The sequence below is a fragment of the Methanobrevibacter thaueri genome, from assembly GCF_003111625.1.
Taxonomy (GTDB): domain Archaea; phylum Methanobacteriota; class Methanobacteria; order Methanobacteriales; family Methanobacteriaceae; genus Methanocatella; species Methanocatella thaueri.
Genome location: NZ_MZGS01000031.1, coordinates 19,794 through 31,577 on the forward strand (window position 1 = coordinate 19,794; position 11,784 = coordinate 31,577).

At 40.2% G+C, this 11,784-nt stretch carries 11 protein-coding genes; 8 read left to right on the plus strand and 3 right to left on the minus strand.

What is annotated here, in order from left to right; genetic code table 11:
• Positions 1-87: 87 nt before the first annotated feature.
• The 5 genes from hacA to mmp11 all read left to right on the plus strand — a co-directional run bounded on the left by hacA (position 88) and on the right by mmp11 (position 4,313).
• Positions 88-1,332 carry a homoaconitase large subunit gene (gene hacA, locus MBBTH_RS10450; RefSeq protein ID WP_116592977.1) on the plus strand — a complete coding sequence of 415 codons (1,245 nt, stop codon included), beginning with the start codon at positions 88-90 and terminating at the stop codon, positions 1,330-1,332.
• Between the two features lie 4 nt (positions 1,333-1,336).
• Entirely contained in the window at positions 1,337-1,816 is a 480-nt protein-coding gene (locus MBBTH_RS10455) for a 3-isopropylmalate dehydratase small subunit (protein WP_116592978.1), read from the plus strand.
• Entirely contained in the window at positions 1,791-2,807 is a 1,017-nt protein-coding gene (locus tag MBBTH_RS10460; RefSeq protein ID WP_116592979.1) for an isocitrate/isopropylmalate family dehydrogenase, read from the plus strand. The genes MBBTH_RS10455 and MBBTH_RS10460 overlap by 26 nt, the downstream gene beginning before the upstream one ends.
• Before the next feature lie 143 nt (positions 2,808-2,950).
• On the plus strand, positions 2,951-3,367 hold the full coding sequence (gene ribH, locus MBBTH_RS10465) for a 6,7-dimethyl-8-ribityllumazine synthase (protein WP_116592980.1): 417 nt from the start codon (positions 2,951-2,953) through the stop codon (positions 3,365-3,367).
• Between the two features lie 7 nt (positions 3,368-3,374).
• Positions 3,375-4,313 (plus strand): methanogenesis marker protein 11, encoded by a 939-nt coding sequence (gene mmp11, locus MBBTH_RS10470; RefSeq protein WP_116592981.1) that lies wholly within the window; start codon positions 3,375-3,377, stop codon positions 4,311-4,313.
• Between the two features lie 34 nt (positions 4,314-4,347).
• On the opposite strand, the gene MBBTH_RS10475 is transcribed toward mmp11, so the two are convergent.
• Positions 4,348-6,042 (minus strand): glycosyltransferase, encoded by a 1,695-nt coding sequence (locus MBBTH_RS10475; RefSeq protein WP_116592982.1) that lies wholly within the window; start codon positions 6,040-6,042, stop codon positions 4,348-4,350.
• A 160-nt stretch (positions 6,043-6,202) separates the two neighbouring features.
• Here MBBTH_RS10475 and MBBTH_RS10480 point away from each other — a divergent pair, with 160 nt between their 5' ends.
• The gene (locus MBBTH_RS10480) at positions 6,203-8,350 is read left to right on the plus strand and encodes a Tex family protein (RefSeq protein ID WP_116592983.1); all 2,148 of its coding nucleotides are present in this window, start codon (positions 6,203-6,205) and stop codon (positions 8,348-8,350) included.
• Here MBBTH_RS10480 and MBBTH_RS10485 read toward each other — a convergent pair.
• Positions 8,347-8,769 (minus strand): HVO_A0114 family putative DNA-binding protein, encoded by a 423-nt coding sequence (locus MBBTH_RS10485; protein WP_116592984.1) that lies wholly within the window; start codon positions 8,767-8,769, stop codon positions 8,347-8,349. The genes MBBTH_RS10480 and MBBTH_RS10485 overlap by 4 nt on opposite strands.
• Positions 8,766-8,954, minus strand: a complete 189-nt coding sequence (locus MBBTH_RS10490) for a hypothetical protein (protein ID WP_116592985.1) — start codon at positions 8,952-8,954, stop codon at positions 8,766-8,768. The genes MBBTH_RS10485 and MBBTH_RS10490 overlap by 4 nt, the downstream gene beginning before the upstream one ends.
• A 264-nt stretch (positions 8,955-9,218) precedes the next feature.
• Here MBBTH_RS10490 and purE point away from each other — a divergent pair, with 264 nt between their 5' ends.
• A complete protein-coding gene (gene purE / locus MBBTH_RS10495) occupies positions 9,219-10,241 on the plus strand; it encodes a 5-(carboxyamino)imidazole ribonucleotide mutase (RefSeq protein ID WP_116592986.1) in 1,023 nt (340 codons plus the stop codon).
• A gap of 8 nt (positions 10,242-10,249) precedes the next feature.
• Positions 10,250-11,506 (plus strand): UbiD family decarboxylase, encoded by a 1,257-nt coding sequence (locus MBBTH_RS10500; RefSeq protein ID WP_116592987.1) that lies wholly within the window; start codon positions 10,250-10,252, stop codon positions 11,504-11,506.
• Positions 11,507-11,784 lie beyond the last annotated feature (278 nt).

The window sequence follows — 11,784 nt, forward strand, 5'->3', positions numbered from 1 at the left end:
AAATGCATTGATGGTATTAACAATTAAAAAAGAGTTTATATATCTTATTAAACAAAAACATTTATCATTAGTGAGAGGTTTGAAAATATGCCGACAATGTCTGAAAAAATATTAGCTAAAGCTTCAGGTAAAGACAAGGTTGAAGCCGGAGATATCATCATAGCAAATATTGATATAGCAATGACCCATGATTTGACCGGACCTCTTTCAGTGCAGTCTTTTGAAAAAATTGGAGCTGAAAAGGTATGGGATGCAAGTAAAATTGTCATTCCCTTTGATCATCAGGTCCCGGCCGATTCCATTGACTCAGCCAACAACCATATCCTGATGAGAGAATTCGTCAAAAAACAGGGTATTGAACATTTCTATGATGTCAATGCAGGAGTCTGCCATCAGATTCTTCCTGAAAAGGGCCATGTCGTTCCGGGAGATGTCATCGTTGGTGCGGATTCCCACACATGTACCCATGGTGCATTGGGAGCCTTTGCAACCGGTATCGGTTCAACCGATATGGCGATGGTTTTTGCCGAGGGCAACCTATGGTTCAAGGTGCCTGAAACAAACAGGTTCAACATTACCGGTGAGCTTAAGGATAATGTCTATGCCAAGGATGTCATTTTGCACATCATAGGCAAGATGGGTGCCGATGGCTCAACATATAAGGCCTGTGAATTTGCCGGAGAGACAATATCCGACATGACCGTTTCAGACCGCATGGTATTATGTAATATGGCAATCGAAATGGGTGGTAAGACCGGTCTGGTGGAGCCCGATGAAAAGACAATAGCATATGTTGAAAAACGTTCAAATAAACCTTATGAAGTATTTAAAACTGATTTGGACTCATCCTCTCTAAATATAATTGATATTGATGTTGGTGATTTGGAACCGCAAATAGCCTGCCCTCACAATGTTGACAATGTAAGGCCAATCAGTGAGGTTGACACAGAAATCGACCAGGTGTTTTTAGGTTCATGCACTAACGGAAGACTTAGTGACCTTAGAGATGCCGCAAAAATCCTTAAGGGTAATAAAGTGGCAAAGGGAACTAGAATGCTGGTTATACCGGCATCAAAAGAAGTATACTCAAAAGCGTTGGATGAAGGACTGCTCAAGATATTCGTCGATGCCGGAGCCCTTGTATCCGCACCTTGCTGCGGCCCATGTCTTGGAGGGCATACCGGAATAATCGGACCTGGCGAGATAAGTCTTTCAACATCAAATAGGAACTTCAAGGGAAGACAAGGATCTCCTGACGGTAAAGTATATTTATCCTCAGCCGCCGTTGCAGCCGCATCAGCAATTGAGGGAAGAATCGTGGCCCCGGAGTGATAATGTGAAAGGAAAAGCATGGAAATTTGGAAATGACATTGACACAGACATCATAGTTCCCGGAAGATATCTGATATATACCGATGAGGAAACCCTATCCAAACATTGCATGGAAGGACTTGACCCTGATTTCAATGAGAAATGCAATGAGGGCGACTTTATAGTTGCCGGAAAAAATTTCGGATGCGGCTCATCAAGGGAACATGCCCCAATCGCTCTTAAGGGTGTTGGAGTTTCAGCAGTGATTGCCGAGTCCTTTGCAAGAATATTCTATCGTAACGCTACAAATGTTGGAGTTCCGCTTCTTGAAGCGCCGGGAATTAGTGAACTTGTCGAAGATGGAGATGAAATTAGCGTAGATATGGAAAACGCTACAATAACAACCAAAAATGGAGAAAGCATTGAATTCAAAAAATTGCCTCCATTCATGTTGGAAATATTAGAACAAGGTGGTTTGATTGAGTACCTCAAAAACAAAAGATAAATATCAAATTGCAGTGGTTCCAGGTGACGGAATCGGTCAGGAAGTAATGAAAGCAACAATTGATGTTTTAGATTCACTTGACATTGACTTTGAATATGTCTATGGTGAAGCAGGAGACGAATGCCTTGAGAAAAACGGTACCGCACTGCCTGACGAGACATTGGATATAATCAGACAATCCGATGCGTGTCTCTTTGGTGCTGCCGGTGAAACCGCAGCGGATGTTATTGTAAAAATACGTCAGGAAATGAAAATGTTCGCTAACCTAAGACCAGTCAAGGCGTATCCTCATACCAATTCATTATCAGATGAAATTGACTTCATGATTGTGCGTGAAAATACTGAAGGAATGTACATTGCTGACGAGGAAAAATACACAGATGAAGGAGCGATAGCAAGACGCATAATCACAAGAGAAGCTGAAAGACGCATAATCGACTATGCATTCAAATACGCTGTTGAAAATAACAAAAGCAAAGTGACAGCGGTTCATAAAGCTAATGTATTAAAGAAAACCGATGGCCTGTTTAAGGAAATTTTCTATGAAGTTGCCGAGGACTATCCTGACATCGCAACCGAGGATTTCTATGTGGATGCAACAGCAATGTATCTCATTACACAGCCTGAAAGTTTTGAAGTAATCGTTACAACCAATCTTTTCGGAGACATCCTCTCTGATGAGGGGGCCGGACTTGTTGGTGGACTTGGATTAATTCCATCAGCAAATATCGGTTTGGACGGCGCACTATTTGAGCCGGTTCATGGTTCAGCACCGGACATTGCCGGAAAGGGCATAGCAAATCCGATAGCAATGATGCTGTCAGCTGTAATGATGCTTAGATACTTAGGTGAAAACGATGCGGCGGACAAGTTTGATGCCGCAATACTTAAATTATTAAATGACGCTAATACTTTGACCGGTGACTTGGGCGGTAATGCCTCAACAATGGATGTTGCCGGTGAAGTTATAAAAAATATAAATGGAGAATAAAAATATGGATTTCAAAAAAATGACAAGAATGCAAATGGCTGCACTTTTCATCATATTCATTATGGTGGTAAGTGGGGTAGCAGGATTTTTACTCATGATATTTAGTAGCGGAGCTTAAACAGAATTAAAGAGGTTTGATAAAAATGACAAAATACGAAATAGCAGCAGTAGTTGCTGAATTTAACTATGATATTACACAAATGATGTTAGAACTCGCTCAAGCTGAAGCAAAAAACAGAGGCTGTGAAATTACAAAAGTAGTTGCAGTTCCTGGCGTATTCGACATGCCGCTTGTAATCAAAAAGTTATTGCAAAAAGGCGAATACGATGCAATAATCACTCTTGGAGCAGTAATCGAAGGCGCAACTGACCACGACCAAATTGTGGCACAACACGCTTCCCGTAAAATTGCTGACTTGGCACTTGAATACGACACTCCAGTAGCTCTCGGTATCACCGGACCTGGAATGACCAGAATGGATGCTCACAGACGTGTCAAAAACGCAAAAAGTGCTGTTGAAGCTGCCATTAAAATGTGCGACAGATTAAAAGAAATCTAGTGATTAAATGGAAATTCTAAAACCAAACGAACTAAAAGAAAAATTTTCCGACCCATGGATTGCACCATATGAAAAGGTTCTGACAATGGTTGACGGCGACAAGGTGGAAATCGTCGAATACCATCCATGCATTTCAGGATCCCATTGGCTATTACATCAATACAGAAACAATTCAGAACTAATCGATTCCGCTTACCGTGACGGAAACAAGCATGTCTACAAATGTCACGTCGGCAGCACCCCATTGGATTTGAAGGCAAGTTTCAATGCTGCCGGAATTGATGAAATCGTTATTGACGGCGATGAGGTAAAGGTCACACATGCGGGTCTTGCAGGTGCCGGCGTTGGAGCCGGAATGTGTAGAGGAATGGGCGAAGGCGTTAAATACATCGAACTTATACAAGTAGGAGGAGGCTCAAAAGCAGGTAAGGCTACAGTTGTGACTCCAAAACTTGAAAAAGTGGTAATAGGTGTTGACGATACCGACACAAAGGATGCGGGAGCCACATGGACAATGGCTCACAATTTAGGCGTTGAGCTTGCCGGTATGGGTTTCGAATACCTGGACCACATTATCGTTCAGCTTTATCCGCATAACCCTCACAAGACTCAAAACTGCGTTTCAATCGCCCTGACATTTGCAGTTGAAAGCGATAAAAAACAGGAGTTAATCGATAACGTCACCAAAATCCTTAAAAGGGATACATTATCTGACAAGACAGCGATTGCAATCTTGGAAGGTTTGGATATTCCTGAAAAGTTAAGAGAATATTCCATTGCCACCAAATCAGGAATGATGGATGTTGAAACCGCTGAGAAAACAGCTGAAGAATTGAACATACCATTGATTGCGGTCACCGGAGAACAGGGTAAGGTCGGTGCTCTTGCAGCGCTTGGACTTTATGATGATGTTGAGGAAGCCGTGAAGGCTTATGATAAAAAATAACCTTGAATAAGGTTATTACTTTTTTTCTTTTTAATTAACTTTCAAAATAAAAACTCAAGAAGTTTCCACTAGTTAAAGGCTGTTTAATTGATGTGGAATTTGTATCCTCAAATTTTATTATGATTGTATTATTCTCATAGTTTATTGACTTGTCGTTTGGGAAGGTCACTGAAGTGTAATATTCCCCGTCGAGGGCAATATCGTATGTTGCGTTTTCCTTGAAAATTCCATTTGAATAAATCATTGACTCGTTGTTAACCAACACTTCAAAGCCTGAGGAGTTCCTGTACCTGTCGGATACGATGAACTTTTCATAGACTGTTGTATTGTTGATTTGATGCTTGTGGGTAATGCCTGATCCTGAAAATATCTCGTTCAAGCGACTGTTCTGAATGACATCGCCATTCTCAACATTCAATGCCTTCTTGACGTGGATTGGAATCCTTAATATATCAGTTTCACCAGGCCTTGTCTCATTTATTGTGTAGGTGTCGCCGTCAATCTTTATCGTGTCGTTGAGGCCCAGACCCAGTGTCATCATCGCATCAGACGGCATGCGTATAATGTCCGATTCGTTTTCAATAGCCGTATCGATTGTATATGGTCCCCTGACGGAAATTGAATTGTCAGACGGAGTATTGTCAGCATATATAATCAGGTTCCTTGAGTTCGGCTCGATTGACAGGACCCCGTGCTCGAAATGGGCCGCTCCGATAAATGTTGAAATCATCAGCAAAAGAACGAGTATGGAAATGATCATCGGAAAATGAATCTTGACAAAGGACTTGATGAGGTTTCCCCTTGGGGTTTTCCTAAACATGTCAATGGACTTTACAATAACCTTTACAATGTAGTAGATAGCTATTATAAGTCCTATCACTGAAATGATTACTCCAACGGTCAACGGCACGAATTTCACAAAGAATATTGTGAACAGTCCTAAGATGACAAGTGACAATCCGACAATTGACATTCTGATATAGTATCCGATGTCGTCAATCATCACGACCCTGCCGTACTTGTTCGCACGGCCTATGATTGTCCTTACGACCTCATTTGCCATCAGGTTCAGGTCTGACAATGGAGACATGTCATGCTCAATGGCACCGATGTCGACTTCTGTTATTGAAATTCCCAACACGTCGGCGTCGATGACTATTCCTACATCCACACCGTAATCCTTTTCAAAATTAATCTTTTTCAACACTTCCTTACGTGCCGCAAACTGACCGCTTAAAGGCTGTTCGAATGAAATTTCAGGGAAGAAAAAGTTAAGAAGCGGCTTTGCGGTAAGCTCTGTTACGCGTCCACTGGCACGTGAAAATTTGGTCTTTGTAATATCGGTTTTTCCATCCAAGATAGGCTTGATCATCGCTTCCACTTTAGCGGAAGTTAAATTGAATATATCTGCATCAATGAATGCAATAATATCACATTCGGCTTCCTTATAACCGGTATATAACGCTTCACCCTTACCTTTGTTTGTTTCGTGGTTGATTACTATGGCGCCGGCTTCGGTGGCCTCCTTTTCGGTGTTGTCGGATGATCCGTCATTTACGACGATGATTTCATCTACAAACGATACCTTCTTGACCACTTCGATGACCTTGGCTACAGTCTCCTCCTCATTGTAGGCGGGAATAATCACTGAAACCTTTTGGTATTTCTTGGGCTTTTCGGTTTTTATACCAGCCAGTAAAAATACGACAATCACTAAAAACCAATACACTTTAAATTCACCATTAAAATAATTATTACATTAATAGTTTTATCATTTGAATAGTTATAAATGTTTTTATAAACATAAACAAAAAATTATTATTCGATAACCGATTAAACTAACCATATTGACTTTTTGAAAGAAAAATTATTTTTAGGTAGTATTTTTAATGATAGAAAAAACCCTCGAGAAAGAACTGAACCTTGCAGGCTGGCAAGTGAGAAAAGTAATTAAGCTGATTGACGATGGCAACACAATACCATTCATTGCAAGATACAGAAAGGACGTTACAGGTTCATTGAATGACGAGACATTAAGAAAATTCGATGAGAGATTGAAATACCTCAGAAACCTGGAGGACAAGAAGGAAAAAATCATCAAGAGAATTGATGAGCTTGGAAAACTTGATGATGATTTAAAGAATAGGATTCTAAAGGCAGAAACTCTGGTCGAGCTTGAAGACCTGTACAGGCCATACAAGAGCAAAAAGCAGACCCGTGCAACAAAGGCACGTGAAAAGGGCCTTGAGCCGCTGGCACAAATCATCTTGGCGCAAGATGTTAAGCAAAGCGTTAAAAAAATAGCTGAAAAATACATAACAGATGAGGTTAAAACTGTTGAAGATGCAATTCAGGGAGCACAGGACATCATTGCAGAGATTATTTCAGACAATTCCGATTTCAGAAAGAAGATTAGGCAGAACACTTTCTTTACCGGCCAGATAGAAACAAAGGCAAAGGATAAGGAAAAATCCACAGAATATGACATTTACTATAACTACTCAGAAAACGTTAAAAAAATACCTCCCCACAGGATTTTGGCAATAAACCGTGCTGAAAACGAGGGAATCATCAGAGCTAAAATCGTGTGTGAAAGCGATGAGATTATCAAGTACCTAAACAGGCACATGCTTAAAAACATCTCAAGCATTCCTGAAAAAATCGAATACAATAGGCATACAACCCCAATCATCAAGGAATCCGTTCAGGATGCATACAAAAGATTGATTTCGCCGGCAATTGAGCGTGAAATCAGAAATTATCTAACCGAAAAGGCTGAAGAAAAGTCAATTGAAGTCTTTGCCAAAAACCTTAACCAGTTACTGATGGAAAGTCCTTTGGTTGGCAAAACCATTCTCGGTTGGGACCCCGCTTTCAGGACCGGATGCAAGCTTGCAATAATTGATGAGACCGGAAAAGTGCTGGATACAGCATTGATTTATCCGACAGCACCTCAAAACAAAGTGAAAGAGTCAATTAAAACTGTTCGTGATCTAATTGAAAAATATAACATTAATGTCATTGCCATCGGTAACGGTACCGCCTCAAGGGAATCCGAAGAGATTGTGGCCCAAATCATTAAGGGAACAGGTGTTGAGTACATCATCGTTAATGAGGCCGGCGCGTCAGTATATTCCGCATCAAAACTTGCGGATGAGGAATTCCCTGACTTTTCAGAAGGGGAACGCAGTGCGGTTTCAATTGCAAGAAGATTGCAGGATCCATTGGCTGAACTCGTTAAGATTGACCCAAAATCCATAGGAGTCGGCCAATACCAGCATGACATGAACCAGAAGCAGCTGACCGAGTCATTGACCGGTGTTGTCGAAAAGGTGGTGAACGAGGTGGGGGTTGACTTGAACACCGCTTCCGTAAGTCTTTTGAATTACGTTTCAGGAATCGGAAACACAACCGCAAAAAACATCATAAGCTACCGTGAGAAAAATGGAAGTTTCAAATCACGTAAGGAACTGTTGAACGTTGAAAAATTAGGTAAAAAGACATATGAGCAATGTGCAGGATTCATTAAGGTTGACAACCCAGAATATCCTCTGGACAACACTACAATTCACCCCGAATCATATGACACCACATTCAAACTATTGAAGAAGCTGAACTATTCCGTGAATGACATCGGTTCCAACTCATTGAAATTGGACAACATCAATCTTGAAGAGATTTCAGAAGAGCTGGACATAGGCATTGAAACACTGAAGGACATCGTGAAGGAACTTAAAAAGCCTGGCCGTGATCCCCGTGACGACATGCCAAAACCGATTTTAAGAAAGAACGTGTTGTCAATTGAGGATTTGGAGATTGGAATGATAATGCAGGGCACCGTGAGAAACATTGTTGACTTTGGTGCATTTGTCGATATAGGCGTTCATCAGGACGGTCTGGTCCACATCTCACAATTGGTGGCGGACAAGTTCGTGAAACACCCTCTTGACATCGTCAGTGTCGGCGATATTGTGGACGTTAAGGTTCTTAATGTCGATACAAACCGTAACAGGATTAATTTATCTATGATAATCTAAATCTCTAACTTAATCTCATCGAATGTCAGATAAGGTATTTTACTATTTTTAATACCTTCTTCAAATTTTATATATCCCTCTTCTTCCAATCTTTTTACTTTAGGTTGAATATTGCTTACATCTTTATTAATTTTTTTAGCTAAATCCCTAATGCTTCTTGGTTTCTCATGTTTGATGGTGTTTAGAATAATTAAATCCAAATCAGACAAAGATAATTTGTTTGTTACTAAACTTTCCGTTATTTCTATCATTTCATTCGGATTTTCCCTATAATATTTCCAATTTTCCAGGTCGACATACATCTTCATGTTATTTGTTCTTTTGAAAAGTTTTTCCAGTTCATTAAGTGATTTATAGGTTTCCTCCATTTCTCTAATGAACTCATGCCCTGTTTGTTTTTTAACCAAAGTTATAATCATTTTAACATCTCCACTAATTCTTCAACATCAAACACCTTCGAAACATTCAAATAATCTTTTATGATTTCAAAAATCTTATCGGAATCCTGCTGACCTAATTCTATTTTGAGGGAATGGTTATTTGGGTCCGGGTGAATATGGGCATTACCCACATGATAGTTATCAATTAAAATATTGTCCGGCATGATAATGATTGACCATCCGTTAGGCGTTTTGACATTATATAATATTCTATCCCAATTAGAGTTTTACTTTGAGTTTTTCTCGACATGCTAAATTATATTTATTATTATATTTATATATTTGTTGGTTTATTACCAACACAATTATATAATAAAAAATAAATTATACAACACTAAATAAATTTTACAATATAAAATCAATTTTAATAAATTTATTAACAACTTCAAATATATTCTATATCTATATAATTAAAGAAGGGATTTTTAATGACACCAAAGATAATGATTATTCTTGGAAGTGGATCAGATATTGCTATTGCGGAAAAAGCTATGGACATATTGGATAAGTTAGAAATACCATACAGTCTAAAAATCGCATCTGCGCATAGGACTCCAAACCTTGTTCGTGAAATAGTCAAGCAGGGTACCGATGCAGGAATTGAAGTGTTTATAGGTATTGCAGGCCTTGCGGCACACTTGCCGGGCACCATTGCAGCCTACACTCCCAGACCTGTTATAGGAGTTCCTGTGGACGTTAAGTCCGCCGGTATGGATGCATTGGATTCAATCATCCAGATGCCTTATCCTTCCCCAATCGCCACAGTTGGAATCGACAGGGGAGACAACGCCGCAATACTGGCCGCTCAGTTTATTGGAATTCACAATGATGAAATCCACCAAAGAGTCATCAACCTAAGAAAGGAATATGCCAGAAAGGTAATTGACAGCAACGAAAGCATCGTGCAGGCAATAGACAGGCCGTTCATCAACAATGACTTTTTAAGAATCAGGGACCTTGAAATCAACAAGGCAGAGTTTGACGAGGAAAACAGCGGCTGCAAAAACAAGGATGCGGAAGTGGCAATCATCGTTGGAAGGCAGACCGATGTTGTAGTTGCCAAAAAGATTACCGTCATTCTTGACAGGCTCAAGATTACACATGACATCAAGGTTGTTTGTCCAATCAGGTCAAACAGGAAATTCATCAATTATGTCAAATCAATGAAAAACGCCAAAATATTCATTGGGGTCAGCTCCAACTCTTCACAGGTGACCGGAGGAATTGTCGGTCTTACCGCAAGACCTGTCATTGGAGTTCCATGCACTAATGAAAACGGCGACGATTACAGACTTACAACCGTCAGCATGCCGCCGGGAGTTCCTGTTGCAACAGTGGGAATAAACAACGGCAAAAACGCTGCGGTCCTGTCCGGTGAAATCCTTTCAATCGACAATCCGGAAATAGTACAGCTTCTTGATAAACTAAAAGATAAAAAGATTAACCTATAAGTGATAACATGAACCTTAAAGATGAAAACATTATAGAAATCACAGATGAGCTTCCAACCGAATATGAAATCTCTAAAGTCTTAAGAGAATATCCTAAGGACACCGTCATTGTTAAAAACGTGAAAGGATATGACATGCCGGTTGTTACCGGAATCTGCAATACCCGTGACAAGATTGCAAAATCAATCAACTGTGAAGTCTCTGAAATTACCGAGAAAATCATTGACGCAATGGAAAATCCCCAAAAAGTTACCAAATTCACTGACTTTTCAGAGTATGACAATTTAGAAATTGATTTGGGAAAAATCCCTATTCTAACCCATTACAAACGTGACGGCGGAGCATACATTACCGCAGGTGTCGTTTTCGCACGTGACCCAGTCACAGGCATTCAAAACGCTTCAATCCACCGTATGATGGTGCTTGACGATAAAAGACTGGTCATCAGAATCGTGCCAAGAAACCTCTACACATACTTCCAAAACGCTCAAAAGGCCGGTGAGGACTTGCAAATTGCCATAGCAATAGGAATGGACCCGGCAATATTGCTTGCAAGCACAACCTCAATACCGATCGACTACAATGAGATGGAAGTTGCAAACGCATTCAAGGACGGTGAATTAGAACTTATTAAATGTGGAGACCTCGAAATTCCACAGGCCGACATTATTCTTGAAGGTAAGATTTCAGTCACCGAAACTGTCGCTGAAGGTCCGTTCGTTGACTTGACAGACACCTACGACATCATCCGTGACCAGCCAATCATAAACCTTGAAAAGATGCACATCAAAAAGGACAACCCATGCTATCATGCAATCGTTCCTGCAGGATTCGAACACAAGCTATTGCAAGGTCTTCCACAGGAGCCAAGAATATTCAAGGCCGTTAAGAATGCTGTGCCAACAGTTGAAAACGTTGTCCTGACCGAAGGTGGCTGCTGCTGGCTGCACGCTGTTGTGTCAATCAACAAGCAAACCGAAGGTGACGGTAAAAACGCGATAATGGCTGCATTGTCTGCACACCCTTCACTAAAACACTGTGTTGCGGTTGACACTGACGTGAACATCTTCGACGCTGAGGATGTCGAATACGCAATATCAACACGTGTTAAAGGTGACCGTGACATCATGATTGTTCCTAATGTCCGTGGTTCCTCATTGGATCCTGTTGCCGAAAGCGACGGAACAACCACAAAGGTTGGTGTTGATGCAACCAAGTCACTTAAAACATTGGAAAAATTCGAAAGAGTTAGTTTCGGTGAATGAACTAACTTTTTTAATATCTTTTTTTAATTTTCCATACAAGTATGCTTGAAATATCGTTTTTTTTTTTGAATGAGAGGATGTGACACGAAGTCACTATTTTTTTAATTTTATTTTGCTTATTTTTCCTTTAATTTTATATACTATGAAGTACAATCTTTTATTATAGATATTAATCTTTATGGTTGTTTTATTTATGGTTTTGAAAGATGATAATATTAATCAGACTATGTTGGTCCCTATGGACTTGCGAAACTTGATTCCTAAAGATCATCCGTGCT

What these genes read in the sequence shown, in the direction of transcription:
- mmp11 (WP_116592981.1), top strand. Translation starts at nt 3,375, where the DNA reads ATGGAAATTCTAAAACCAAACGAACTAAAAGAAAAATTTTCCGACCCA.
- purE (WP_116592986.1), top strand. Translation starts at nt 9,219, where the DNA reads ATGACACCAAAGATAATGATTATTCTTGGAAGTGGATCAGATATTGCT.
- MBBTH_RS10485 (WP_116592984.1), bottom strand. Translation starts at nt 8,769, where the DNA reads ATGATTATAACTTTGGTTAAAAAACAAACAGGGCATGAGTTCATTAGA.
- MBBTH_RS10500 (WP_116592987.1), top strand. Translation starts at nt 10,250, where the DNA reads ATGAACCTTAAAGATGAAAACATTATAGAAATCACAGATGAGCTTCCA.
- ribH (WP_116592980.1), top strand. Translation starts at nt 2,951, where the DNA reads ATGACAAAATACGAAATAGCAGCAGTAGTTGCTGAATTTAACTATGAT.
- hacA (WP_116592977.1), top strand. Translation starts at nt 88, where the DNA reads ATGCCGACAATGTCTGAAAAAATATTAGCTAAAGCTTCAGGTAAAGAC.
- MBBTH_RS10480 (WP_116592983.1), top strand. Translation starts at nt 6,203, where the DNA reads ATGATAGAAAAAACCCTCGAGAAAGAACTGAACCTTGCAGGCTGGCAA.
- MBBTH_RS10490 (WP_116592985.1), bottom strand. Translation starts at nt 8,954, where the DNA reads ATGCCGGACAATATTTTAATTGATAACTATCATGTGGGTAATGCCCAT.